This is a genomic window from Rhodococcus sp. IEGM 1409 (assembly GCF_030056735.1).
GTDB lineage: Bacteria > Actinomycetota > Actinomycetes > Mycobacteriales > Mycobacteriaceae > Rhodococcus_F.
In genome coordinates this window covers 439,437-464,713 of sequence record NZ_JASHKN010000003.1, presented here as the reverse complement: position 1 = coordinate 464,713, position 25,277 = coordinate 439,437, and the positions used below count along the sequence as shown (strand labels likewise).

General features: G+C 63.5%; 23 protein-coding genes and 1 riboswitch. Of the genes, 9 read left to right on the top strand and 14 right to left on the bottom strand.

The window, feature by feature from the left end:
* Window positions 1-180: 180 nt before the first annotated feature.
* Both pknB and QM716_RS12225 read left to right on the top strand, forming a co-directional pair.
* Entirely contained in the window at window positions 181-2,244 is a 2,064-nt protein-coding gene (gene pknB, locus QM716_RS12230; protein WP_283304378.1) for a Stk1 family PASTA domain-containing Ser/Thr kinase, read from the top strand.
* Window positions 2,245-2,271: 27 nt separating this feature from the next.
* Complete coding sequence (locus QM716_RS12225; protein WP_283304377.1) at window positions 2,272-2,700, top strand: protein-tyrosine phosphatase family protein; 429 nt, start codon at window positions 2,272-2,274, stop codon at window positions 2,698-2,700.
* Window positions 2,701-2,795: 95 nt separating this feature from the next.
* Here QM716_RS12225 and QM716_RS12220 read toward each other — a convergent pair whose 3' ends face one another.
* From QM716_RS12220 to QM716_RS12185, 8 genes are all read right to left on the bottom strand, one after another.
* The gene (locus QM716_RS12220; RefSeq protein WP_007730070.1) at window positions 2,796-4,181 is read right to left on the bottom strand and encodes a class II 3-deoxy-7-phosphoheptulonate synthase; all 1,386 of its coding nucleotides are present in this window, start codon (window positions 4,179-4,181) and stop codon (window positions 2,796-2,798) included.
* A gap of 90 nt (window positions 4,182-4,271) precedes the next feature.
* Window positions 4,272-4,763, bottom strand: coding sequence for a polyadenylate-specific 3'-exoribonuclease AS (locus QM716_RS12215; protein WP_003941683.1), 492 nt, complete (start codon window positions 4,761-4,763; stop codon window positions 4,272-4,274).
* Between the two features lie 66 nt (window positions 4,764-4,829).
* Window positions 4,830-5,636, bottom strand: coding sequence for a lysophospholipid acyltransferase family protein (locus tag QM716_RS12210; RefSeq protein ID WP_283304376.1), 807 nt, complete (start codon window positions 5,634-5,636; stop codon window positions 4,830-4,832).
* Between the two features lie 94 nt (window positions 5,637-5,730).
* A complete protein-coding gene (locus QM716_RS12205) occupies window positions 5,731-6,771 on the bottom strand; it encodes an ROK family protein (protein WP_283304473.1) in 1,041 nt (346 codons plus the stop codon).
* 124 nt (window positions 6,772-6,895) lie between these two features.
* On the bottom strand, window positions 6,896-7,306 hold the full coding sequence (locus QM716_RS12200; protein ID WP_283304375.1) for a hypothetical protein: 411 nt from the start codon (window positions 7,304-7,306) through the stop codon (window positions 6,896-6,898).
* Window positions 7,303-8,601, bottom strand: a complete 1,299-nt coding sequence (locus QM716_RS12195) for an ArsA family ATPase (protein WP_283304374.1) — start codon at window positions 8,599-8,601, stop codon at window positions 7,303-7,305. The genes QM716_RS12200 and QM716_RS12195 overlap by 4 nt, the downstream gene beginning before the upstream one ends.
* Window positions 8,602-9,039 carry an SRPBCC family protein gene (locus QM716_RS12190; protein WP_283304373.1) on the bottom strand — a complete coding sequence of 146 codons (438 nt, stop codon included), beginning with the start codon at window positions 9,037-9,039 and terminating at the stop codon, window positions 8,602-8,604. It lies immediately after the preceding gene.
* Window positions 9,040-9,102: 63 nt separating this feature from the next.
* Window positions 9,103-9,489 carry a polyketide cyclase / dehydrase and lipid transport gene (locus QM716_RS12185; RefSeq protein ID WP_283304372.1) on the bottom strand — a complete coding sequence of 129 codons (387 nt, stop codon included), beginning with the start codon at window positions 9,487-9,489 and terminating at the stop codon, window positions 9,103-9,105.
* Between the two features lie 159 nt (window positions 9,490-9,648).
* On the opposite strand from QM716_RS12185, the gene QM716_RS12180 reads away from it, so the two are divergent.
* Entirely contained in the window at window positions 9,649-11,460 is a 1,812-nt protein-coding gene (locus tag QM716_RS12180; protein WP_283304371.1) for an AMP-dependent synthetase/ligase, read from the top strand.
* A gap of 83 nt (window positions 11,461-11,543) precedes the next feature.
* Here QM716_RS12180 and QM716_RS12175 read toward each other — a convergent pair whose 3' ends face one another.
* The 4 genes from QM716_RS12175 to QM716_RS12160 form a co-directional block, all read right to left on the bottom strand.
* Window positions 11,544-12,671 carry a glycosyltransferase family 4 protein gene (locus tag QM716_RS12175; RefSeq protein ID WP_283304370.1) on the bottom strand — a complete coding sequence of 376 codons (1,128 nt, stop codon included), beginning with the start codon at window positions 12,669-12,671 and terminating at the stop codon, window positions 11,544-11,546.
* 135 nt (window positions 12,672-12,806) lie between these two features.
* Window positions 12,807-14,165, bottom strand: coding sequence for a hypothetical protein (locus tag QM716_RS12170; RefSeq protein ID WP_283304369.1), 1,359 nt, complete (start codon window positions 14,163-14,165; stop codon window positions 12,807-12,809).
* Between the two features lie 74 nt (window positions 14,166-14,239).
* A complete protein-coding gene (locus tag QM716_RS12165) occupies window positions 14,240-15,292 on the bottom strand; it encodes a C40 family peptidase (RefSeq protein ID WP_283304368.1) in 1,053 nt (350 codons plus the stop codon).
* A gap of 326 nt (window positions 15,293-15,618) precedes the next feature.
* Window positions 15,619-16,176: a C40 family peptidase gene (locus tag QM716_RS12160; protein WP_283304367.1), complete on the bottom strand. Its 558-nt coding sequence runs from the start codon at window positions 16,174-16,176 to the stop codon at window positions 15,619-15,621.
* A 14-nt stretch (window positions 16,177-16,190) separates the two neighbouring features.
* A riboswitch (cyclic di-AMP (ydaO/yuaA leader) is annotated at window positions 16,191-16,369 on the bottom strand.
* A 599-nt stretch (window positions 16,370-16,968) separates the two neighbouring features.
* Between QM716_RS12160 and QM716_RS12155 the strand changes: the two genes are divergently transcribed.
* Window positions 16,969-18,651, top strand: coding sequence for a DEDD exonuclease domain-containing protein (locus tag QM716_RS12155; protein ID WP_283304472.1), 1,683 nt, complete (start codon window positions 16,969-16,971; stop codon window positions 18,649-18,651).
* A 58-nt stretch (window positions 18,652-18,709) separates the two neighbouring features.
* On the top strand, window positions 18,710-18,985 hold the full coding sequence (locus QM716_RS12150; RefSeq protein ID WP_283304366.1) for an Lrp/AsnC family transcriptional regulator: 276 nt from the start codon (window positions 18,710-18,712) through the stop codon (window positions 18,983-18,985).
* Between the two features lie 43 nt (window positions 18,986-19,028).
* On the opposite strand, the gene trpD is transcribed toward QM716_RS12150, so the two are convergent.
* Both trpD and QM716_RS12140 read right to left on the bottom strand, forming a co-directional pair.
* Entirely contained in the window at window positions 19,029-20,120 is a 1,092-nt protein-coding gene (trpD, locus tag QM716_RS12145; RefSeq protein WP_283304365.1) for an anthranilate phosphoribosyltransferase, read from the bottom strand.
* A gap of 126 nt (window positions 20,121-20,246) precedes the next feature.
* On the bottom strand, window positions 20,247-20,735 hold the full coding sequence (locus tag QM716_RS12140) for a hypothetical protein (protein WP_283304364.1): 489 nt from the start codon (window positions 20,733-20,735) through the stop codon (window positions 20,247-20,249).
* 127 nt (window positions 20,736-20,862) lie between these two features.
* On the opposite strand from QM716_RS12140, the gene ctaE reads away from it, so the two are divergent.
* The 4 genes from ctaE to qcrB all read left to right on the top strand — a co-directional run bounded on the left by ctaE (window position 20,863) and on the right by qcrB (window position 25,193).
* Window positions 20,863-21,474, top strand: coding sequence for an aa3-type cytochrome oxidase subunit III (gene ctaE, locus QM716_RS12135; protein WP_020908101.1), 612 nt, complete (start codon window positions 20,863-20,865; stop codon window positions 21,472-21,474).
* Between the two features lie 64 nt (window positions 21,475-21,538).
* Window positions 21,539-22,390, top strand: coding sequence for a cytochrome bc1 complex diheme cytochrome c subunit (gene qcrC, locus QM716_RS12130; RefSeq protein ID WP_283304363.1), 852 nt, complete (start codon window positions 21,539-21,541; stop codon window positions 22,388-22,390).
* Complete coding sequence (qcrA, locus tag QM716_RS12125; protein WP_283304362.1) at window positions 22,387-23,529, top strand: cytochrome bc1 complex Rieske iron-sulfur subunit; 1,143 nt, start codon at window positions 22,387-22,389, stop codon at window positions 23,527-23,529. Before qcrC ends, qcrA begins: the two co-directional genes overlap by 4 nt.
* A 59-nt stretch (window positions 23,530-23,588) precedes the next feature.
* Window positions 23,589-25,193, top strand: a complete 1,605-nt coding sequence (qcrB, locus tag QM716_RS12120; RefSeq protein WP_283304471.1) for a cytochrome bc1 complex cytochrome b subunit — start codon at window positions 23,589-23,591, stop codon at window positions 25,191-25,193.
* Window positions 25,194-25,277: the final 84 nt, after the last annotated feature.

Here is a 25,277-nt window from a genome sequence, read left to right as displayed (position 1 = left end):
CCGGGATTTCGCGGTGACCGTGAATCGGCGCCCGTGCGGCGGGGGCCATTGCGACGCACACAACCACTTACTTGCTGATAGCTACCACAACACAGATCGCAAACACACAGATCGCAAACACACAGATCGCAAACACACAGATCGTAAACACGGAGGAACAGTCATTACGGAGGTCGAGGGTTGATCGGCGAAATGCTCGAGCGCCGCTATCGAGTGGACGCACCGATCGCGCGCGGCGGTATGTCGACCGTGTATCGAGGCCTCGATACACGGTTGGATCGACCTGTCGCGATCAAGGTGATGGACCCGCAGTTCGCCGGTGATCCAGCGTTCCTGACTCGTTTCGAGTTCGAGGCCCGGGCCGTGGCCCGGCTCAAGCACCCGGCCCTGGTGGCCGTCTACGACCAGGGCAGCGATCGCAATCACGTGTTCCTCGTCATGGAACTCGTCGACGGTGGAACTTTGCGCGAACTCCTCCGTGAGCGCGGACCGATGCCGCCTCACGCGGTCGCCGCAGTCGTAGCGCCTGTCCTGGACGCGCTGGCGGTCGCGCACCGAGCCGGACTGGTTCACCGTGACGTCAAACCGGAGAACATCCTCATCTCGGACACCGGTGAAGTGAAGATCGCCGACTTCGGATTGGTGCGTGCAGCTGCGGCGGCAACCACCACATCCAACAGCGTGATCCTCGGCACCGCGGCCTACCTGTCGCCGGAACAGGTGACGTCAGGAGTTGCCGACACTCGAAGCGACGTCTACTCCACCGGCGTGCTGATGTTCGAACTTCTCACTGGTACAACACCTTTCACCGGTGATACTTCACTCTCCATCGCTTACCAACGCATCCACGACGATGTCCCGCGCCCCGGTTCCCGCATTCCCGGTGTACCGGCGCAGTTCGATCGTCTGGTTGCCGAAGCCACTCACCGCGAGCCGGCACATCGTTTCGCCGACGCTGGTGAGATGGCGGCTGCACTTCGCAGCGTGAGCGAACAACTGGAGCTTCCGTCGTACCGCGTTCCGGCGCCGCGCCGAAGCGCCCAGCACCAAAGCGCGCAGGTTGCCCCGGCTCGACCACAACCGGCGCCGGCGCCTCCCGCGGATGCGCGCCCGAAGACTGCTGCGCGCCCGAACTCTGCTGCCACAACGGTGTTGGCGTCCGGCGTTGCTCCTTCTGCCGCAGCCACCACGGCACTCGGCACGGGCTCCCCTCCGCCTGGCGGCATCCAGCACACTCGCGCTGTCACCGCTCAAACTGCTCGTCCGGCGACGGTCGACGGCGCCTCGGATTTCGACGACGGTTCCGATTTCGGCGACGAGCAATTGGGGCCCCACGATCCGCATGCTCATTTTGTCGAGGCACGACGCAAATCGCGGCGAGCCACCCTGATCTGGCTGCTCGTCATCGCGGTCCTCGCGCTTGCATTGGGCTTCGGCGGATGGTGGATGGGCTCGGGCCGCTACACAGCCGTTCCCTCGATCGACGGACTGACCAAGGACACTGCGGTCACCGCCCTGCAGGACGCCGGGCTCTCCCCCGACGTCCAGGGTCAGTACTCCGACGCCCAACCAATCGACACGGTGATCGGGACAGACCCGGCCTCCGGATCCAGGGTTACCAAGGGCTCGACCGTCGCGCTCCTGACTTCGCTCGGGCGTCCGACGGTCCCACCCATTCCGGCCGGCGGCGACGTCACGGCGTTGGGCGCGCAACTCTCCGACCGCACTCTCGTGGCCGTCGACGGCGGCGACACCTTCAGTTCCAAGATCCCGATCGGCGGCGTGGCAGCCCTCGACCCGGCACCGGGAACCGAAGTTGCCGTGGGCTCCTCGGTCAAGGTCATCACGTCCAAAGGGTCACCGCCAGTCGACATTCCCGACGTGAAAGGTATGTCCGAGAACGCCGCACGCGCCGCCCTCGACAAGGTAGGCATCTCCGTCAGCACCACCAGAACAACGTTCGACGACGCCGTCGAGGGCGGCAATGTGATCGGCACCGATCCCGCTGTCGGTTCCTCCGTCAACGCGGGCACCTCCGTTGTTCTCCTGATCTCCGACTCCGTCAAGGTTCCCTCGCTGATCGGCCGCTCCGTCTCCTCAGCACGCGAAGAACTCGGCCGCCTCGGCCTCGAGATCACCGTGCGTCAGCTCACTCAGAACGACAGCTCGGTCATCATCAGCCAGAGCGTCAAGAACGACCTCGTTGCCAAGGGCACCGACATCAGCGTCGTCGCAATTCCCTGACAGTCCGCTTCGGCCTAGTCTGAATTCATGGTCATATGGGAACCCGAGAGCTTAGGGATACTCGACCTGCCGTCGGGACGATCGATTCGGGGTCGAGGACTCCGCAATCCACTTCCTTCCGGACCTCTCCCCACCTTCGGCGTCTATCTGACCGGTAAGGAATCTCCCGCTACCGAGTGGGATTCGGTGTGGGTCCGCTGGCGGGATTTCTGGTTGCCGAGCGATCCGGCTGCGCTGCGCAGCGCCCTGCACGAAGCGTGGGTGCGTTCGGAAACCGAACGAGTCGAGATCGCGTGCGGTGGTGGATACGGCCGCACCGGAACAGCTTTGGCCGCTCTCGCCATTGTGGACGGCGTGCCGAGTCAGGACGCCACCGCCTACGTTCGCGCACACTACTCACCTCGCGCTGTCGAAATGCCGTGGCAGCGCCGATTTGTCACGCGATTCAAGAAATAGCGAACGCCCCCACCTGTGCGAGCGAGTGAGGGCGTTTGCTGAAAATCAGTGTCGACGCAAATCAGCTTCCGGGCGAATCAGCGTCGGGTCAGGTTTCAGCCTCGCAGCATCTCGGCCACGAGGAAGGCGAGCTCCAACGACTGCTGGGTGTTCAGTCGAGGGTCGCAAGCCGTCTCGTAGCGACCGCCGAGATCGAGGTCGGAGATGTCCTGTGCGCCGCCGAGGCACTCGGTGACGTTCTCACCGGTCAGCTCGACGTGGATACCACCCGGATGCGTGCCGAGACCGTTGTGGACCTCGAAGAAGCCCTGAACCTCGTCGACGATGCGGTCGAAGTGGCGCGTCTTGTATCCGGTGGAGGCTTCGTGCGTGTTGCCGTGCATCGGATCGCACTGCCAGATGACCTGGTGGCCGGTGGCCTGGACCTTCTCGATGATCGCGGGCAGCAGGTCGCGGACCTTGCCGTTGCCCATGCGCGAGATCAGGGTCAGTCGACCCGGCTTGTTGGTGGGGTCGAGGCGCTCGACGTATTCCACCGCCATTTCCGGCGTCGTGCTCGGCCCGATCTTGAGGCCGATCGGGTTGGACACCAACTCGGCGAAGGCGATGTGCGCGCCGTCGAGCTGACGGGTGCGGTCACCGATCCAGAGGAAGTGAGCCGACAGGTCGTAGAGCTTGGGGTGATCGCTGTCGTTGTCGAGACGCAGCATCGCGCGCTCGTAGTCCAGAACCAGAGCCTCGTGGCTGGCGAAGATCTGTGCCTGGTGCAGGCTCGGATCGGTGACGCCACACGCGTTCATGAACTGCAACCCGCGGTCGATCTCGGCAGCGAGTTGCTCGTAGCGTGCGCCGGCGGGAGACGCTGCGACGAACTCGCGGTTCCAGTCGTGCACCTTGTGCAGGTCGGCCATGCCGGCGCCGGTGAGTGCGCGAACCAGGTTCATCGCGGCGCTGGCGTTGGCGTATGCACGCACCAGACGTGAAGGATCGTGCGCGCGGACTGCCTCGTCAGCGACGAGCGAGTTGATCATGTCGCCGCGGTAGGACTTCAGACCCAGCGAGTCGATGTCGGCAGAACGCGGCTTGGCGTACTGGCCGGCGATGCGAGCAACCTTGACGACCGGCATCGAGGAACCGTAGGTGAGCACGACGGCCATCTGCAGCAACGTGCGGATGTTTCCCTTGATGTGCGGCTCGGTGTTGTCCGCAAATGTCTCGGCGCAGTCACCGCCCTGGAGCAGGAATGCCTCACCACGCGCGACCTGCGCGAGACGCTCTTGCAGCGCCTCGACTTCGCTGGCCACCGTGATGGGAGGCACGCTCTCGAGCACAGTCCGCATGGCGGCCGCCTGGTCAGCGGGCCACGAGGGCTGCTGAGCAGCGGGCTTCGCGAGCGCCTCGTCGAGCTGCTTACGCAGTCCGGCAGGCAGCGGCGGGAGTTCGGGCAAGCGGTCGATCGGCACGTCGACAGTCCAGTTCACCTCTACAGGATATTCGCTCGCCCGTCGGCGCGTCACACAGGCTCTCGATCGCAGCTCAATCGGGACAATTCTCGCGCGCCGAAGACGGGGTCAGCGAAGTGAACGCGCTGCCGAAATCGCGTCGAACTTCACGAGGTTGTGCCTGGCGTCGGCAAGTGCGTCGTGTGCGTCGGCAGGCGCTGACGGGAGTGCGGGACTGCCGTTGTCTTCCCAGAACTGTCGCAGTTCGCGGGTGTAGCGCGGCATCGACTGCGGTAGTTCGGTCATATCGCCCCACAGCTGGCACAACGCGACGTGGTCGTAAGCGGCCACCCATGCCCAGAGCTCCGGAACGACCATCGGACGCGGAACGAAGAATTTCAGAAGGTCGTCGCGGATCTTCTCGCGGGATTTCCACAGCGGCGACGACGGCTGCGGTAACTTCGGCAGCACGTTCTTGCGCACCCAACTACCGGCACGGGCGGGATCGAACTCCGTCGAGACCGCGTAGTACTCACGGCCGTCCTCACAGACAACGCCGATGGACACGAGATCGATGGTTCGACCGTCTTCGATGAATTCACAGTCGTAGAAGTAGCGCACGTCCGAAAACTATGCCGCACGCGCAGGCCCTGGAGCCAATGCGCGTGCGGCGGATGTGGGAAATCTCTAGCTGGCCTGGGCGTCCGGGACCGAATCCTTGTCGGTCTTCGCAGCTTCCTTCGACTCAGCTGAGGCCACGAGATCGACAACCGACTCGCCGCTTTCCGCCGGAACGTCGACGGCAACTTCGGGTTTCGTGGGCGCCTGGTTTTTCAGGCTCGCCGCGTAGATGTCCACGTACTCCTGGCCGGAGAGTTTCATCAGCTTGTACATCACTTCGTCGGTCACAGCGCGCTCGACGAAGCGGTTTCCGCCCATGCCTTCGAAGCGTGAGAAATCGATGGGTTCGCCGACGATCACGGTGACCTTGGCGGGGCGCCACATCCGTGAGCCGATCGGATTCATCTTGTCGGTACCGACCATCGCAACCGGGATCACCTTGACGCCCGATTCGAGCGCGAGGCGCGCCATTCCGGTCTTGCCCTTGTAGAGGCGACCGTCAGGGGAACGCGTTCCCTCGGGGTAGATACCCAGCAGACTGCCCGAACCGAGAACCTTGAGACCTGCGTTGAGCGCATCCTGCGCCGCGTCTGCGCCGGTTCGGTCGATGGGAACCTGACCGACCGCGGTGAAGAACCACTTCTGAAAAGCGCCCTTCAGGCCGGAACCGGTGAAGTACTCACTCTTGGCAAGGAACGTGATGCGGCGGTTGACGCGAAGCGGAAGGTAGAACGAGTCCAGAACCGCCTGGTGATTGCTGGCCAGGATGACCGCCCCGTCAGTCGGAATGTTCTCGTGACCCTTGACTGTCGGACGCCCGAGCATCCAGAGAATCGGCCCCAGCAACACATACTTGAAGAGCCAATACCACACGGCGTCCCTCCCATTCACAACTGAATTTCGCTGAGTACGACCTTACTGCCGACCCGTAACCCCCGCTACACAAGCCCCTGCAGGATCGACCCGATCACAGTCCGGCAGATGTGGTTCCAGCGCCGTCGACCCCACCGAGCTCCTGAGGCACTGCCGAACGAGCCAAGGCTGCGGCGCCGACCATGCCTGCAGCTTCGCCCAGCTGAGCGGAACGGATTCGTGCCAGCGGGCGGTGCTTCGCACCCGTCAACAATGTCGCGTACTGCTCACGGGCGTCGTCGAGAAACAGTGGGGCTGAACTTGCGACGCCGCCGGCGATCACCACCAGATCGGGGTCGTAGACGTCGCCGACCATCGCCAATCCGACGGCCAGCCAACGGGTGAACTCGGCAATGGTTGCCAGCGCGAGTGGGTCGCCGTCCTGCGCGGCGTTGGCGATCCGGCGACCGGTGAGGGATCCCGGATCCACCGCTACCTCACGCGCCAGAACCGTCGACGCGGCCGGGTCGGCGGCCAGCAGTTCGATTGCCGTGTCCACGAGCGCCGTTCCGCTGCAATAGCGCTCCCAACACCCACGCTTGCCACACGCGCACTGCCGCCCGCCTGGCACGACCTGGATGTGGCCGAGTTCAGGGGCGACGCCGTGGCTCCCCCGGTACAGCTCGCCGTTGATGAGAAGCGCGCCGCCGATTCCGGTCCCGATTGCCACCATCACGACATTGCGGCCCCCTGCGGCTGCGCCGAATCGATGTTCCGCAAATGCTGCGGCGTTGGCGTCGTGCTCGAGAACGACCGGCAGTCCGAGTCGCTTGCTCAAGTCGCTTCCGACCGGCGCGTCCACCCACGGCAAGTGCGGCGCGAACCGAACCGAGCTTCGATCGGACGTGATGAAGCCGGCGACCGCCAACCCCACGGCCGATACCTCGTGCCTGGTGACCAACTCGCGTACGACGCGATCAAGGCCGTCTTCGAGAGCCCGGGCCGACTGCGGGGTCGGAGCTTGAATCATCTCGAGCACTTGTCCGTCCACGTCCACGACGGATGCCCTGATGCTCGTCCCGCCGACGTCGATGCCGACCGTCAAGATGTCGTCCATGGTGGAGTCGGAAACCGCTTTCAAGCGCCGCGCGCTCATCGCGATAATTCCCACGCGAGCGGCGCCCGCTGGAGTGCGCACCCTGTATCGGTGCCTCGTGCGTCGGTGACCATTGTGTCGATTGTGCTCAACTCGAGCCGTTCGCTCTACCCGGGGTACTAAGTCAGTCCTTGACCGTCACGTTGATCGGGACAAATGCCGCCGTCCGAGTTCGCTCGGCCCCTGGCGTCGTCGCACCACCGTCAGGTCCACGATCCGGGCCGGAGGACCCCCCGAGAAACTCGTCGAGGATCTCGCGAAGCAACGCAAGGAATGCTGCTGCCTGACCCGCGAGGAAAGCCAGCAGTTCGTGGTTCTCACCGCGAACCAGTGCAGCGAGGGCGCACACCGGACACCAGCTGCAGCCGCTGAACAGCGGCTGCGTATCCGCTGAACCGGGGTCACCGGCCAAGTCAGTGGTCGTCGAGGCAGGGGGAGCTGCGGCCGCCTTCTGCAACATCGGTTCCAGGCGGGTCAGAACGGTATCCGCCAGCGCGCGAAATTCCGCGACGAGGCGCTCGTGCTCTTCGCTCATGCCGGCCATACCGCGGGATCCGGGCTGAACCGGATGATCAGGTAACTGCCGTCCAACTCCGCCCCGTTCACGACACAACGACGCAGCACCGACGCCAAACGAACTCTGCGTCGTACGCCGTCTGCTCCCACCAGCACATCGTCCTCCACCCGGCCCAACGACAACGACGACGGATCCACGAGCGGAAGGTACATCCGCATCACGTACACCGAATCGACTCCGGCCCCCGACTCCAACGAGACCACGATGTTGTCCGCGGTGTCGACGGTGTCGACGGGGTCGAAAGTGCCCGAATCCGTGCCCGTTCCACCCACGAACGTGGCCGCGATCTCGCCCAGAGCCGCCAACCCTACCGGTTCGACGCGTGCGCGTTCGACCGTTGTGACGGACATTCCATCGGTTGATCCACGCAATTCGTCGACGACGAGTTCCTGTGACGCCCGGATCGAAGCGAGCCACCATGCCGCCGGCGAATCGTCGACACCCACCGCAGCCGGCGAGTTGAACTGCGGGACAAGGTTGTTGACGACAATCCCGTCGACTCGCAAACCTGCGAGAGCCAGCCCTGACAACGTCCGACGAGTCGCCGCGACCGACACGCCATCCGCCGACGTCACCACACGCACGCTGGTGTTCTCCCGATCCGAGAGGTGAACTGCGATTCGATCCACCGACGCGAGCACCCGTTCGATGACGGACACGAGCAAAAGCAATCGCATGTCCGTGCCCGTCACGGCGACCATCCGCCTGTGCCGCGGCCACAATCGCTCGAGGTACTCCGACACCATCGACGGCGACCCGAGGATCCGCAGCGCTTCGGCTGCGGCCGGACAGTCCACGATCACGAGGTCGTAGTCGCCGCTGTCAGAGAAGTCGACGATCTCAGAGAGCCCGAGTATGTCCTGGACGCCCAGGGATCCCGTCAACTCCTCCGGTTCCAACCCCTCGAACGACGAACCGTGTTCGTGATCTCCGGCTCCGAAATTTCCTGCAGCATCGATCAATCCCGACAATCCTCGAAACTTTTCCTCGAGGAGCGCCGAAGTGTCGAGGTGCAGGACGTCGAGCAGATCAGTGAGAGGCGTCCTCGTTGGTGGCCCAGTCGTTCGTGGCCCAGTCGCTCGCAGCGCAGGCACGCCCAGGACATCCGCGAGAGAACCTGCCTGATCGATCGACACCAAGAGCACTCTCACCCCGTCGGCCGCAGCCGACACAGCAGTCGCTGCGGCAAGCGTCGTCGTGCCTACTCCGCCTTTACCGACGAACAGTTGGACGCGCGATCGTTGCTCCGGCACTCAGCCCTCGACTCGCTTCTTCAGTTCTTTCAGAGCTGTGTCGGTGATGATCTTCTCGGCCTTGCGCTTGAACAGACCGATCATGGGAATCGTCAGGTCGACCGTCAACTCGTAGGTGACCGACGTGGTGCCGTTCGGGCCGGGCTCGAGTGTGTACGAACCGAATTGGGACTTCTGGATCTCACCCGAGATCAGCTCCCAGCTCACCGCCATACCGTCCGATGCCCACGAATACTGCAGTTCGTAGGTGTCCTTGACCATTCCCGCGTCGAGAACAAAACGTACTCGGTCCGCACGGCCGCCCTGCCCCGGCGCCGTCACCTCGACGGACTTCGCCGCGGCCACCCATTCGGGGTACTGCGCGAAATCGGCGATGACGTCCATCACGGCGTCGGCAGGGGCCTCGATGCTGATCAACCCCTTGGTCTTCTCGGCCATACGACTGCGCTACCTTCCTTCGTCAAAAGTCCAGAACCTGCACAACGTGCGCTGCTTCGATTGTCAGTCCGGTGCTACTCCGGCGGCGCGTCCTGCTTCGAGTTCGCGCTTGAGCTGGAAGGACATGACCTTGCCGTCGACCCGACGCTTTCGGTTCATCCCGGCGAGGTCGAGGGTCGGCAGATCGGACGGTGATACGCCGACCGGTTCGCAGTGCAGGAAGTAGTGCGCGATCGTCCCGTCCATGACCGGTTCGAGCCACACCTCCATGGTGCCGACCAGCTGACCGGACACTCCCCAGCGAAAACCTGCGGGGCCGCGATCTTCCCGGACTTCGAGCGCAAGATCGCTGAACCAGCGACGCCATTGCGCACGCGCGGACAACAGTTCGGCGACCCGCTCGGGCGGGGCGGCGATGAAAGTCTGGTCTGCGACCTGAATACTGCTCACCGAAGTAGCTTCACATATCGCGTCGGCGAAGCGTCGAGGGGTGTCGCACCACTACCTACCGGACAGACTGTAAGCCTGGCCACAACTGCGTCGGACATGCGACTACAGTAGGAGACGAAAACCCTACTCGTCAGTATTTCGCAGTGTCGGAGGTAGTTCGTGCCTGAGTTCAGCGCACCCCAGACGTTCACCATTCCCGAGGATGCCTCCGCGGTCGACTCGGTATTCGCCTTCGCGAAGACGAAACCGGCGGCGGTTGTCTACAAGCGCAAAGTCGGAAATGCATGGGTCGATGTCACTGCAGGCGATTTCGCCGCTCAGGTGACCGCCGTCGCCAAGGGGCTCATTGCGATCGGCGTCAAGCAGGGCGACCGCGTCGGCCTCATGTCGGCGACTCGCTTCGAATGGCCACTCGTCGACTACGCCATCTGGGCAGCCGGTGGCGTGACGGTTCCGATCTACGAAACCTCCGCAGCTGAGCAGGTTCGTTGGATTCTCGAGGACTCCGAAGTAATCGACCTCATCGTCGAGAACGACACGCACGCCGCGACCGTGAAGGACGTCGCTACAGCCGCACCCGCGCTGCGCACGGTGTACCAGATCGACGCCGCGTCAGGCGGTAAGGGTGTCATCGAGGAATTGACCGCACTGGGCGCCGACATCTCCGACGAGGACGTCCACGCCCGCGTCGCTGCGCTGAAGGCCTCCGATCCCGCGACCCTGATCTACACGTCGGGCACCACGGGCCGCCCCAAGGGCTGCCAGCTGACGCACTCCAACCTCATTGCCGAGTCGAAGGGCATCCTCGACTCCAACCTCGGCACACTGCTCAAGACTCCCGGCGTTCGCACCCTGATGTTCTTGCCGCTCGCGCACGTTCTCGCTCGCGCAGTCAGCATCGCATCGTTCGATGCCGGTGCATCGCTAGGGCACACGAGCGACATCCCGAACCTCGTTCCGACGTTCGGTGAGTTCAAGCCCGACTTCATCCTCTCGGTGCCGCGTGTGTTCGAGAAGGTCTACAACAGCGCACGTGCCAAGGCGCACGGCGACGGCAAGGGCAAGATCTTCGACGCGGCCGCAGACACTGCGGTTGCCTGGAGCGAGGCACAGGACAAGGGCGGCGCCGGCATCGTCCTCAAGGCCAAGCACGCCCTCTTCGACAAGCTCGTCTACTCGAAACTGCGCGCTGCACTCGGCGGACAGTGCCAGCTGGCCATTTCCGGTGGTGCACCTCTCGGCGCTCGACTCGGCCACTTCTTCCGCGGTATCGGCGTCACGATCTACGAGGGCTACGGACTGACCGAAACCACCGCCGCGTTCGCCGTCAACACCATCGGCGCACAGAAGGTCGGCTCTGTCGGAAAGCCGTTGGCCGGCAACTCCGTTCGCATTGCCGAAGACGGCGAGATCCTGCTCTCGGGACCAGTGGTCTTCACCGGCTACTGGCGCAACGAGAAGGCGACCGCCGAGTCGATCGAGGACGGCTGGTTCCATACCGGCGACCTGGGCACGGTCGACAAGGACGGCTACATCACCATCACCGGGCGCAAGAAGGAAATCATCGTCACAGCAGGCGGCAAGAACGTCTCCCCCGCTCAGCTCGAAGATTCCCTTCGTGCCCACCCGCTGATCAGCCAGGCCATCGTGGTCGGCGACCAGAAGCCATTCATCGGCGCTCTCATCACCATCGACGCCGAGGCTCTTCCCGCGTGGAACGAGCGAAACAACAAGGCCGCAGGAACCACAGCTGCCGACCTGGTCTCGGACGGCGAACTGGTCGGTGAAATCCAGGACGCCATCGACGAGGCGAACAAGCTCGTCTCACACGCCGAGGCGATCAAGAAGTTCCGCATCCTTCCAGTCGACTTCTCCGAGGACACAGGCGAACTCACACCCACGATGAAGCTCAAGCGCAACGTCGTGCACGAGAGCTTTGCCGCCGACATCGAAAAGATCTACGCCAAGTAGTTTTTCGGCAAGTAGGCCTCCGCCGCAGTGAACGGCCCGCACCGAATTCGGTGCGGGCCGTTCGCGTTCGAGTCCGCCGTAGCTCAGCCGAGGAGATTGCGCAGCTTCGAAGCGAGCGTGTCCCACTTCCATTCTTCGGCAACCCACGCCCGGCCGGCGGCTCCCATCGCGGCCGCTCGATCACGATCGGACAGCACCTCGATCACCGATTCGGCCACGTCACGAACTGAGGTGCCGTCGACCACGAGCCCGGTCTTGTTCTGCTGCACGGTTTCCGGAGCGCCACCACTGCGACCGGCGATCACCGGAACGCCGGTCGCCGAGGCCTCGAGGTATACGATTCCCAATCCTTCGACGTCCAATCCGGCACCTCGGGTACGACACGGCATGGCAAACACGTCGGCAATCGTGTGGTGAGCCGACAACTCCGCGGCGGGCACCGTGCCGGTGAAGACGACGTGATCGTCCATCCCCGTCTTACGCGCCAATTGACGGAGGTGGTCCTCGTAGGGCCCACCTCCGACTATCACCAGTACCGCCCCGTCGATGCTCTTGCGAATAGTCGGAAGTGCCTTGATGAGCATGTCTTGTCCCTTGCGTGGCACGAGCCGCGACAAGCACAGGATCGTGGGCCGCTCCCCCAACCCGTATCGCTTGCGCAGTTCCGCGCGGGCGACCGAGTCCGGGTGGAACACCGACGTGTCGACTCCGGACGGCAGGTGCTCGAGCGCCGCTTGCGGGCCGAAGGCCGCCGAGAACCGTCCGCGGGTGTACTTGCTGACAAACGTCACCGCATCCGTGTGGTCACCGATGACGCGCAACGATTGCCGCGCACCGGGAATCATCGACCATCCGACCTCGTGGCCATGAGTACTCGCGATCACTCGGCTCGCTCCGGCGCGCCGAACAACCGGCGCCAACAACGCCAACGGCGCCGCCGCACCGAACCAGACCGACTCACAGTCGTGCTTCTTGACCAGCTTCGCAGCCCGACGAGCGACAAAAGGCGACGGCAGCATCAGCGTCGTCGGGTGCCGAACGACCTCGAAAGGCTGTGCCGCGTCGAACTTCTTGTGCGAGTCACCCCGCCATCGCGGCGCGTACACCACCAACTTGTCCGCCGGCAGGTGCCCTGCGAACGTGTGGAGATAAGACTGGATACCTCCGGGACGAGGAGGAAAATCATTGGTCACCAAGAGGGTCCGGCGCATCCGTCCACCGTAGGGCACTCGGTGCATAGAGATGCGACAAGGCCACTTGGTGCATCGAGACGCGACAAGGCCACTTGGTGCATCGAGACATGACAAGGTCACCTCGCCGCTGCAATCGACTCAGCCGCGAACTGCTCAGCCCAGATGACTATCGGTCCAGTCGACCCATCCGACTCGTAGTTCCTCGGTTCCGACGCCGAGAACCGCACGGATCCGCGAGTCGAGGTCTTCGGCCGTCATCTTTCCGGAGGCCAGGGCCCGAAAGAGGTCGGTCAGCTTGACCTCTCCGAATCGATCAGCGATGTACGCGTTGATCGACCACGCCGATTCGTACGCCAATGAACTCGCGACCGGTACGCCGCCGAACTGCGTGTCGTCCGGAAACTCTGTCGGAGTATCGCCGGCGCGTACCGCTGCTGCCAGAGTCGGCGCGATCTCACCCCACGCCCGCGAGGATCCGCGGTTTCCCGCGTATTCGGCGAACCCTTCCAATACCCACATCGGCGACCCGTCACGGGTTTTCGATCGGGCGGCTATGTGCATGAGTTCGTGGCGCAACACAGTTCGCCTGGTGATGTCGGTCAACCTCGAAGCCGCGGCAGGTGAGAAGACCACCCGCTGGCCGCTCACGTCGGAAGACCCGTCCGCCGTCGCATCCGCGACCGACACTGCGGCAATCGAAGCTCCATCGTGATGGGAGCCGACCAGTGCGGTGAATTCCTCCGCCGATCCCGCCACCATGAGCACCGCTCGCTCGGACCACCATGGACCCCACAATTGCGTCGTGTTCTCGATGGCCGAGTCCACATCGGCCGCCAACGCATCGACAAACGCCTGCTGACCTGGATGCCCGATCACCAGCGCGTTACCCGCAGAATTTTCGGCGACGGCCAGCGGGCCGAAGTCCCAAGGGCCGTTCCAGGATTCGCCCGACGTTCGCGCTCCGTCCAGTCCGACGATCGCCCCGTCAGCAAGAACCGACCACTGATCACCGCGTTTCGCGAGCGTCATGGACACTCCCTTGCGAGTGGGCAACGCGTCAACTCCGTCGAGGGCGTACCGCAACAGAACTTGCGCATTCCATGCTTCGACGTCTCCGGCCGGCGCACCGGTTCGCGGCGCCAGAGTCAGGCCGCCGCCGGGAATCTCGTATCCCCAGTCGGAGAAGTCGAGCGCTCCCGCTGCAGTGGCTCGTCGAATTTCCGCCTCGAGCACACCGGGCGCGGCAGCCTCGTCGACGAAATTCGCCAGCCCCGACGGATCGTCGGACATCTGCGCCGCGGCCCAGGCATCGAGAAAGGCCTGTACCTGCGCGGTTCGTTCGGCGTCCTGCTCGCTGGCTGCATTTTCGTCGGAATCGGACCTGTTCGTCAGGAAGATCGTCAAACCGAGAACGAGCACCACGGCAACACCGAGCGCCACGAGAGCTGGATACTCCCAACGGCGTTTTCGATCTGCGCCGACGGCGGACGTCGTCATCGGTTCAGTCGGCACGGTGCCGAGTGTAGGAGCACTCGACTCGACGCTTCACGGCGGCTGGCCACACGTCGCCCGGACGCAGCAAGCCGTCAGTAACGACGCGCAGTGGAAAACTCCATGCCTGCCATCGATTGAACCTTCACCGGTACGCCGAACGTCGACGCATGCAGAATGTTTCCGTCGCCGGCGTAGATACCGACATGCGAGTTGTCGCTGTAGAAAGTCACGACGTCACCGGGCTGTAGTTGGTCCCTCGACACCGGTACACCGCCCTGCGCCTGCGCTTGGCTCGAACGGGGCAGGGTCTTCCCGATCTGCTTGTAGGCCCAGACCACCAGACCGGAGCAGTCGAACTCGTTCGGGCCGGTTGCGCCCCAGACGTACGGATCACCGATACGGGTCAGGCCTGCCTGGAGTGCCGCGGCACCGGAACCTGGCGTCAAGTTAGCTAGAATTTTGCTGAGATCGACGTCCGGCGGGAATGACGTACCACTCAGTTGGTTACGCTCGGCATCGGTGAGATTCTGGAATGCCTTGGTCACGTCAGCGATCTGCGTCTGCAGCTCACTCTGCTTGCGCTGCAAGTCGTCACTGAGAGCACGGGCTTGATCGGCGGCGGTTCGAGCCTCTTCGGCCGATCGCTTCGACGCTTCCGAGGCAGCACGCGCATCGGCAGTAGCTTGGTTGAACTGGGAGACCTGCACTGCGGCGTCGTTGGAAATCACGTCGAGCGCGGACATCTGGTCGAGCAACTGTTGCGGCGAATCGCTCACCATCAAAGCGAAGAGGCGATTGGTCCGCGCACCCTGGTAATTCGCTGTGGCAATACGGTTTACCGCCGGAGCGAACTCGGCGACACGTGCCGAAGCCGCGTCGAGAAGGCCCTGATCGGCTGCCGATCGCGCGTCCGCATCGTTCGCAACGCCCAGCTTCGCGTCGAGATCGATCTGCGCATTGTGCAGCGCTTCGTTGGTCTGCTCGGAAACCCGGGAGAGCTCACCCAGCTTTTCGAGCGCCTCGGTCGGATTGGTGATGACGGGGTCGGCACCGGCCTGCATCGAAGGCCCTACGACGAGTCCGAACGCCAGCACTCCCACTGTCAATGCGGCGCGTACTCGACTGTTGTTTTTCGATGAAACCACGGAATGCAACTCTCCGTCTCGGTGAAGCGACGTCGACCGGGACCGGTCGACGATCTGTTAGCTGGCTGTCAACTATCCACAGTACCTGTCTCGGCCGCGCAATGTCTCGGTAAGGTTACGGAACGGCATACGTTTGTGTCTACTCGCCGGTAGGCGTGTCGGGGTGAAGTACTGGGCAAATCGTCGAAGAACCAAAAATGTGGGCCTCGAATCAAAAGATTCGAGGCCCACATTCGAAGATCCGGAGCTCCCCCGAGCTCCGCCGCCTTGCAGCGGCGGATCGTTCCGACTGCCTACCGGAGACAGCCGTCGAGCGTGATCAGAAATCAGTAACGGCGAGCGCCGTCGTACGGCATCGAGGACACCGGTGCGAGCTTCACGGGCTGACCAGCAGTCGACGCGTGGATGACATTGCCGTTGCCGGCGTAGATGCCCGAGTGCGATCCGCCGTAGAAGGAGATCACGTCGCCGACCTGGAGATCGGACTGTGCGACGGCAAAGCCGGCTGCAGCCTGGTCGTAGCTCGTGCGAGGCAGGTTCAGGCCGGCCTGCTTGTATGCCCACTGGACCAGACCGGAGCAGTCGAATGCGTCCGGGCCCGATGCGCCGTACACGTACGGGGAGCCCAGCTTGCTCTCTGCGGCGCGAACTGCCTGCTCACCAACACTGGAGATGGGAGCGGCCGGTGCGGCCGGTGCGATGTCAGTGATGCCCGGGATGACCGGCAACTGAGGAATAGAAACGCCCGGAACCTCGAAGGTGCCGACGCCGGGGATCGTGATGGGGTCTGCCGAGGCAGGTGCAGCGGTTGCAGCAAATGCACCTACTGCGAGCGCGCCGGCTACTGCCAACTGCGCTGAACGCTTGAAACTCTGTGACGCCACTTAAGGGGTGCTCCATTTCTTCCATTCATCCGCCGACCGAGTTAGCTGACGGGTTCGGGCTGGGAAGATCAGCCCTACCCGCGTGGTCCGCAGCGATCATGCGTGCTGCACCCCAGGCGGGATTCACCCCAGTGGAAACTTGGGTTCCCGGTTCGGGTTCCTCGCGGAGATCCCGATTAGGCGGTTCCTGACGATGCCGGTCCTGTTTGGTCCGGCAAGACTTCGTTAGGTCTCAGGAAGGTTACGAAATGATCGCGACGATGTCGACCGCTTCGTGACAATCGCGCCCGATTCGCCCGAAATCGTGCTGCCGCGCCCGCGATACTCCCAACGGGTCACGAAGAGATAACAACAGGTCTGTTCGGCGAGGCTCACCTGGCCCGCAAACCTGCACTCGTTACCCAATGGCAAGGGTCACCAAACCCGACAATCCGAACTTCCATGCAGTTCAACGCCGATTACTTGAAACTAGAACCTGTTTCGATCAATCGAGCGTTTTCGGCGACTGATCGTCGTAGCAACAACCTCACGAATCGCCCTACCGGCAAGTAGGCACGAGGCCGCATTCGCGAGTTCCTGCCGCTAGTGTGATCCTCGTCTCTCATACTTTTGTCGGGGGTCAATCCGCTGCTTTCGCATTGGAAGTCGGAGTGAGCCGGATTCCGCGTCGGCACTCTCCGATTCCTGTCGGGGGGTCCTTCTACTGTCTGCGATGTGAGTCCCGCCTCGGCCCGAGAATTTCCGTCTCCGCCCCCGTTCTCCGACGGGGAGAAATTCGACGTCGGGCGGCAACTGAGCTTCGACGAGCTGGACACACCGCTGAGCGAGACAACGTTTGTCGTCGTCGACCTCGAGACCACAGGCGGAAGCGCCGACCAGGACTCCATCACCGAGATCGGCGCCGTCAAGATCCGGGGCGGCGAGGTACTCGGTGAAATGGCGACACTCGTCGACCCCGGCCGCTCGATTCCGCCATACATCGTCGAGCTGACCGGAATCACCACGGCCATGCTGATCGGCGCACCGCCGATCGAGCGTGTCCTGCCCGCTTTTCTCGAATTCGCCGAGGGTGCGGTGCTGGTGGCGCACAACGCGCCCTTCGACATCGGCTTCCTCAAAGCAGCGGCGTCACGCAGCGCACGCCCGTGGCCGGCGTTCCGTGTCCTGTGCACCGTCAAACTCGCCCGACGGGTACTCACACGCGACGAAGCACCTTCGGTGAAGCTCTCCGCACTCGCCCATCTCTTCCAAGTGACCACCCAGCCGACACACCGGGCTCTCGACGACGCGCGTGCGACCGTCGACGTTCTCCACGGATTGATCGACAGGGTCGGAAACCAGGGCGTCCACAGTTACAGCGAACTCGTCGACTACCTGCCCAACATTTCCTCGCATCAACGGGCCAAACGGTCCTTTGCCGCGGACCTGCCGAGAAGCCCTGGCGTCTACCTTTTCCGAGGTCCCTCGGACGAAGCCCTCTATATAGGAACGGCTACCGACCTACGACGCCGCGTCCGCAACTACTTCACCGGTTCGGAGACGCGCGGCCGGATGAAGGAAATGGTCGCGCTGGCCACTCGCGTCGACCACGTCGAGTGCGCGCACGCTTTGGAAGCCGGGGTCCGCGAATTGCGCCTGTTGAGCGCGCATGCGCCGCCGTACAACCGTCGCTCCAAATTTCCCAAACGAGGATGGTGGATCACCCTCACAGACGAGGTATTTCCGAGACTGTCCGTGGTGCGCACGCCGACTGCCGAGTCAATCGGCCCGTTCACCTCTCGCACCGACGCAGTCGACGTCGCCGAAACCGTCGCGGAGTTCAGTCGTCTACGCACCTGCACCAAGCGACTGGGGCGCGGCGCCGTCCACGGCCCTGATTGCCCCGCTCGCGAATTAGGAGCGTGTCCGGCCTCCTGGGCCCCGGAAATCAATGCAGAGGACTACGCGGCGGCCCCTGAGGCTGTGCGTGGTTTCTTCCGGGGAGCCAACGACGCTCCCCTACAACAGATGCAAGCGCGGATAGACGAACTGTCCGCACACGCGTTGTTCGAGAATGCCGCTCGTCTACGTGACCGAACAGTCGCAGTCGCCACCGCAGTGCGGCGCACACAGCGGCTCGCCGCAGTCGCGGCGATCGAACAACTCGTTCTCGCCCGCCCCACGGGGGACGGCGGCTGGGAGCTGTCCGTGATCCGCTCCGGACGGCTCGCCTCCGCGGGACTCGCCAGACACGGAACACACCCGATGCCCGTCGTCGACGCCATTACTGCGGCGGCCGAAACCGTGTTGCCGGACGACGCCCCGTTTCGCGGCGCCTCGCCCGAAGAACTGGGATTGATCGCCAGGTGGCTCGGATCGGACGGTGTCCGAATCGTGTCGGCGACATCCGGCTACGTCGAACCCCTGGGCGGCGCCGGCAAGTGGGAAGCCTGGTGCCGACTCGCGCGGGCGGGTACCGAATCCGAACATCGGTGACGTCAGCGTTCAGCGGCACCCTAAGCTCGATCACGAGCACCGGCAATCAAGGAGAGAAATGATCAACGCCATCGTCATGATTCACGCCGAGTCCGCCCGGATCCCGGAAACCGCCCAGGCCGTGGCCGACCTGTCCGGAGTGACCGAGGTCTACTCGTGCGCAGGCGACGTCGACTTGATCGCCATCGTGAAAGTACGTGACCACGCCCAGATCGCCGAGGTGGTCACCGGAGGAATCAACAAGGTGCCCGGTGTTCTCCGAACCGCTACCCACATTGCCTTCCAGTCATTCTCCAGCGCTGACGTCGAGGCCGGTTTCTCGCTGGGCGAGTAGCCCGTCGGCCGAGCCTGATCGGTGCCTCTTCGACTGACGTCGATCAGGCTCGGTCAGCCAGATCGACGGTGAGTGCCGCCCATTGGTGAAGCAGTTCAGCCCCCGCGCCGCTGTCGATCGCGGCAGCGGCGGCGTTCATCCCGGCAGAGATCGCACCCTCGAGGTCGTCGCCGACACCGTTGAATGCCGCGATGGCCGCTCCCGCATTCAACAAGACCGCGTCCCGGACCGGGCCCTTCTGCCCGGAGAGCAGCGTTCGTGCAACCGTGGCGTTGACTTCGGCGTCTCCTCCCCGCAACTCTTCGAGAGGAACGCGGTCGAGTCCGAGATCACGCGGATCCAACGTGACGGTTCGCACACTTCCACCGCCGACGATGTGGATCGTCGAAGTCGTGGAGGTGGTCAGCTCGTCGAGTCCGTCGTCTCCGCGCACCACCAACGCCGAATTACCGCGCTGCGCAAGTACTCCCGCGACAACCGAGATCAGCTTCGGAAATGCGCACCCGATCAGGCCGGCTCGCGGGCGAGCCGGATTGGTCAGTGGACCGAGCACGTTGAACGCCGTCGGGATGCCGATTTCCTTGCGGGGCACCGCTGCAAAGCGCAGTGCGGGATGGAAGACCGGCGCGAAGCAGAAGCCGATGCCGACCTCCTCGACACACCTCGCCACCTCCTCCGGCCCGAGGTTGATGCGAACGCCGAGTGCCTCGAGCACGTCGGCTCCTCCACTCTTGGACGAAGCAGCGCGGTTGCCGTGCTTGACAACTCGCACACCGGACGCGGCAACCACGATCGAGGCCATCGTCGAGATGTTGACGGTGTTGGAGCGGTCACCACCCGTACCGACGATGTCGACGACGTCGGAATCGACCGGGACGCGCCGGGAGTGTTCGAGCATCGCGGCAGCGAGCCCTTCCAACTCCGCGGGAGTTTCGCCCTTCATCTTCAGCCCGACGCCGAAGGCTGCGATCTGAGCGGAAGTGGCGTTGTCCGACATGATCTCGCCCATCGCCCAACGGGCGTCCTCTTCCGACAAGTCACTGCCGTCCGTGAGCAATCCGAGAATCATCGGCCAGGACCGCACCACTGCACTCGAATCGACGTTCACGGCGTTGGATGCGTCGGTGCCGGCCATAGTGCCTTGGTCCCCTGTCGTTCATGTGGGCTGTATTTCGTGCTGTCATTTCGTGCTGTCATTTTGTGCTGCCGATGACCCTCGCAGCCTAGCCAGTGAGGTGGCGAGGACACCGAATAGGGCCGCTCAGGACTTTCGGCGACCGCGCTTGGGCATCGCCTCCGCAAGAGCTGGGGGCTGGAGCGCATCCCACCCGGCTACCGAACCACCGAGTCGCTGGGCCAGACCGGCCATTCGTGATCGCTCCTGGGAGCAATGCAGGGCGTCCAGCACCTGGACACGCTCGAAGATGACGCGAACCGAATTCCCGACCGCCTGAGCCACGTCCTCAGGCCGACTCACGCCTCGCACATATCCGTCCTGGGCGACGATGTTCTCGGCATCGGCAACCGAACCCTCCGGGAGGTCGAGATGGTGCCGCAGGACCACTTCGGACTCCGCCCGGAACTCCGGCTCGGTGGAGCCGGCACGTTCGAGAGCGGTCGAACTCGCCTCGGCGTCGTCGAAGCCCTCGGCTACGACGACCAGATCCGACCGCGTTGCGTCGAGCGGCATCGGAATCTTTGTGCCGAAAATTCTCAGGAACCACGGTCTACTCTTGTGTGTAGCTGCCATCGCGCCAGCATATTCCGACCACGCCACCAGCGCGTTCGCCGCCCGATCCCGCGAACTCGAGCCGAGCGACGCGCCGATGGTGGACCCGAGTGGTCGTCTCTTACGACGAAGCGTCATACTTCTGTCTGTGACGAGCGCAGTAGGGACTTCAGGATCGGCAATCACCCAACGCGTGCACTCGCTGAACCGGCCGAATATGGTCAGCGTTGGCACCATCGTGTGGTTGTCAAGTGAGCTCATGTTCTTCGCGGGGCTCTTTGCCATGTACTTCGTGGCACGAGCTCAGGCGAACGGAAATTGGCCGCCGGAGCCAACCGAATTGAACCTGTATCTGGCCGTGCCGGTGACCTTGGTGCTGATCGCATCTTCGTTCACCTGCCAGATGGGTGTCTTCGCGGCTGAGCGTGGCGACGTCTTCGGACTTCGCCGCTGGTACACCATCACCTTGATCATGGGGGCGTTCTTCGTCTCCGGCCAGGGTTACGAGTACTACCACCTTGTGCACGAGGGCACCACGATTTCGAGCAGCGTGTACGGCTCGGTGTTCTACATGACCACCGGCTTCCATGGTCTGCACGTCATCGGCGGTCTCATCGCCTTCGTCTTCTTGATCGCACGTACCCGGGTCAGCAAGTTCACGCCCGCCCAGGCCACCGCCGCGATCGTTGTTTCGTACTACTGGCACTTTGTCGACATCGTGTGGATCGCGCTGTTTGCCACGATTTATTTCATCCGTTAATCAGCTGTACGCCCCAGGCAGCCCCTGACGTCCAGTTCCGTCCCGACATACCAAAGGGATACAGATGAGTTCATCCCCCCCTCCCGCATCCGATAACTCAGCGAATGCCGCGAAGTCGCGTCGCCAGCGGAAAATCCGCCGGCGCGTTACCGGCGCGCTCGTATTGATGATGGGATTGATCAGCGCAGGTTTCCTCGCTTCGGCGTTGACACCAGCTCCGCAGGTTGCGACCGCCAGTGACGATTCAGCAGCCCTGATTCGTGAAGGCAAGCAGCTCTACGACACGTCATGCATCACGTGCCACGGCGCGAACTTGCAGGGCGTCCAGGACCGCGGTCCGAGCCTCATCGGCGTCGGCGAAGCAGCCGTGTACTTCCAGGTTTCCTCTGGTCGTATGCCCGCAGCTCGCAACGAGGCCCAGGCCGAGCGCAAGGACCCCAAGTTCGATGCTGCGCAGACCGACGCCCTCGGCGCTTTCATCCAGGCCAACGGCGGCGGCCCGACGCTCATCCGCGACGAGAACGGCGAAATCGCCCAGTCCTCGCTGCGCGGTGGCGACATCGGACGCGGCAGTGAGCTCTTCCGGCTCAACTGCGCGTCGTGCCACAACTTCACCGGCCGCGGCGGCGCACTGTCCTCGGGCAAGTACGCCCCGGTCCTGGATCCGGCCAGCGAGCAGCAGATCTACGCTGCCATGGTTACCGGCCCCCAGAACATGCCGAAGTTCTCGGATCGTCAGCTGACGATCGAGGAGAAGAAGGACATCATCGCCTACGTCAAGTCGTCTGGCGAGTCGAAGGACCCCGGTGGGTACGGGCTCGGTGGCATCGGTCCGGCCTCTGAGGGTCTCGCCATGTGGGCCGTCGGAATCATCGCTGTCGTCGGTGCAGCATTGTGGATCGGAGCAAGGTCATGAGCGACGCTGGCCAGCATGGCGGCGATACGCCTAAGAAGTACACAGATGAAGAGCTCGACGCGATGTCACGCGACGACCTGGTCAAGCTGGGTACCAATCTCGATGGCGTCGACGTCGTCTACCGCCGTGATCGTTGGTCGGTAAAGGGCACCAGGGCGGAGAAGCGCGCAGAGCGCAACGTCGCCTTCTGGTTCGGCCTCGCTGGCGTTTCGGCGATCGCGTTCATCGCGATTTACCTGTTCTGGCCCTGGGAATACGCCGGCGCCGGTGACGAGAACTACGGCAAGTACAGCCTGTACACCCCGCTGATCGGCTTGACCATGGGTCTGGCGATCCTCGGCGTCGGCATCGGTGCTGTCCAGTTCACGAAGAAGTTCATCCCCGAAGAGGTTTCGATCCAGGACCGCCACGACGGTGGTTCCACAGAGGTCGATCGTCGCACGGTCGTTGCCGAACTCAGCGACACCCTCGATACGTCCACCCTCCCCCGCCGCAAGGCCATCAAGCGCAGCTTGATGTTCGGCGGTGGCGCACTCGGCGTGATGATGGTCATGCCTCTCGGCGGACTCATCAAGAACCCGTGGGCCAAGGGCGACGACTCACCCCTGTGGGTGTCCGGCTGGACCCCGAACTACCCGGGCGAGACCATCTACCTGCGTCGTGACACCGGCCGTCCCGAGGACATCGTCCTCGTTCGCCCGGAAGATCTCGATGCCGGATCGATGGAAACGGTCTTCCCGTTCCGCGAGTCCGACCGTGGCGACGAGCATGCTTTGCTCGCAGCACTGCGCGGCATTCGCAACTCGGTGATGCTCATCCGCCTCCGCACGGAAGACACCGCGCGTGTCACCAAGCGCAAGGGCCAGGAAAGCTTCAACTACGGCGACTACTTCGCGTACTCGAAGATCTGCACCCACCTGGGTTGCCCCACCTCGCTCTACGAACAGCAGAGCAACCGTATTCTGTGCCCCTGCCACCAGTCGCAGTTCGACGCACTGACCTACGGCAAGCCGATCTTCGGTCCCGCTGCTCGCGCACTTCCGCAGTTGCCTATTACAGTGAACGAAGAGGGCTTCCTGGTCGCCGACGGTGACTTCATCGAAGCACTCGGCCCGGCATTTTGGGAGCGTCGACCGTGACCACAACAACAACCAAACCGTCCAAGATCAGCGCGGCAGCGGCTGGACAAGCGGAGGCTATGGACTCCCGCTACCACCTCGCCGCAGGCATGCGTCGGCAGATCAACAAGGTCTTCCCGACGCACTGGTCCTTCATGCTCGGCGAGATCGCGCTGTACAGCTTCGTGATCCTGCTGATCTCCGGTGTGTTCCTGACACTGTTCTTCGATCCGTCGATGGCACACGTCGTCTACCAGGGCGCATACCAGCCGCTACGCGGCGTCACGATGTCTCGCGCCTACGAGACCACCCTCAACATCTCCTTCGAGGTGCGCGGCGGTCTCTTCGTTCGCCAGATTCACCACTGGGCTGCACTGATGTTCGCGGCGTCGATCGTCGTTCACCTCGCTCGCATCTTCTTCACCGGCGCATTCCGTCGTCCGCGTGAGGCGAACTGGGTCATCGGCTGCCTGCTGCTCATCCTGGCGATGTTCGAAGGCTTCTTCGGCTACACCATCCCCGACGACCTGCTCTCGGGCACCGGCCTTCGCGCCGCTTTCGGTGGTATCACGATGAGTATCCCGATCGTCGGTACCTGGATGCACTGGCTGATCTTCGACGGCGACTTCCCCGGCGACCTCATCATTCCGCGCCTCTACGTCGCACACGTGCTGCTGTTCCCGGGCATCATCCTGGCCCTGATCGCCGGCCACCTCGCGTTGGTCTGGTACCAGAAGCACACGCAGTTCCCCGGCCCCGGCCGTACGGAACAGAACGTCGTCGGCGTTCGTATTCTCCCGGTCTTCGCGATGAAGGGTGGCGCGTTCTTCGCCATGACCTTCGGCGTGCTCGCACTGCTCGGTGGTCTGTTCCAGATCAACCCCGTGTGGAACATCGGTCCGTACAACCCGTCTCAGGTCTCGGCTGGTTCCCAGCCCGATATCTACATGATGTGGACGGACGGCCTTGCTCGACTGTGGCCGGCGTGGGAGATCTACCTGTTCAACCGCTACACGATCCCCGCTGTGTTTGCCGTCGCCCTGATCATGGGTCTCGTCTTCGCACTGTTGATCGCGTACCCGTGGATCGAGAAGCGTCTCACCGGAGACGACGCTCACCACAACATCCTGCAGCGCCCGCGCGATGTGCCGGTCCGTACCGCTATCGGTGCAATGTCCATCGCGTTCTACCTGGTGCTCACGATCTCCTGCGTCAACGACATCATCGCGTACCACCTGCACATCTCGCTGAATGCAATGACGTGGATCGGCCGCATCGGCATGGTCATCCTTCCGCCCATCGCGTACTTCGTGACGTACCGGTTCTGCATCGGCCTGCAGCGCAGTGACCGTGCAGTCCTCGAGCACGGCATCGAGACCGGCATCATCAAGCGGATGCCGAACGGCCAGTACATCGAGATCCACCAGCCGCTCGGCCCCGTCGACGAGCACGGACACCCGATCCCGCTCGAGTACCAGGGTGCAGCTGTCCCGAAGAAGATGAACAAGCTCGGCCTCGCAGGCAAGCCCGGTAGCGGTAGCCTGATCACCGCTGACCCGGTCGAGGAGAGCGACGCTCTCGAAGCCGCTCATCACGAAGCTGAGCACGAGCAGCTTCAGATCCTTCTGGACTACCAGAACCGAACCAATGGCAAGTCCGACGGTTCGAGTGGAGAGCTCCACTAAGAACGACAGCTGACCAGTGGGGCCCCCAACCGGATTGCGGGTAGGGGCCCCACTCGTTGGCTGATGGATTCAGTGGTGAGAACC

Excerpts from the sequence above, each read along its gene's own strand:
- QM716_RS12225 (WP_283304377.1), top strand. The coding sequence starts at position 2,272 with ATGGTCATATGGGAACCCGAGAGCTTAGGGATACTCGACCTGCCGTCG.
- QM716_RS12205 (WP_283304473.1), bottom strand. The coding sequence starts at position 6,771 with ATGAGCGCGCGGCGCTTGAAAGCGGTTTCCGACTCCACCATGGACGAC.
- QM716_RS12200 (WP_283304375.1), bottom strand. The coding sequence starts at position 7,306 with ATGAGCGAAGAGCACGAGCGCCTCGTCGCGGAATTTCGCGCGCTGGCG.
- QM716_RS12190 (WP_283304373.1), bottom strand. The coding sequence starts at position 9,039 with ATGGCCGAGAAGACCAAGGGGTTGATCAGCATCGAGGCCCCTGCCGAC.
- QM716_RS12175 (WP_283304370.1), bottom strand. The coding sequence starts at position 12,671 with ATGCGCCGGACCCTCTTGGTGACCAATGATTTTCCTCCTCGTCCCGGA.
- QM716_RS12150 (WP_283304366.1), top strand. The coding sequence starts at position 18,710 with ATGATCAACGCCATCGTCATGATTCACGCCGAGTCCGCCCGGATCCCG.
- trpD (WP_283304365.1), bottom strand. The coding sequence starts at position 20,120 with ATGGCCGGCACCGACGCATCCAACGCCGTGAACGTCGATTCGAGTGCA.
- QM716_RS12140 (WP_283304364.1), bottom strand. The coding sequence starts at position 20,735 with ATGGCAGCTACACACAAGAGTAGACCGTGGTTCCTGAGAATTTTCGGC.
- qcrC (WP_283304363.1), top strand. The coding sequence starts at position 21,539 with ATGAGTTCATCCCCCCCTCCCGCATCCGATAACTCAGCGAATGCCGCG.
- qcrA (WP_283304362.1), top strand. The coding sequence starts at position 22,387 with ATGAGCGACGCTGGCCAGCATGGCGGCGATACGCCTAAGAAGTACACA.
- qcrB (WP_283304471.1), top strand. The coding sequence starts at position 23,589 with ATGGACTCCCGCTACCACCTCGCCGCAGGCATGCGTCGGCAGATCAAC.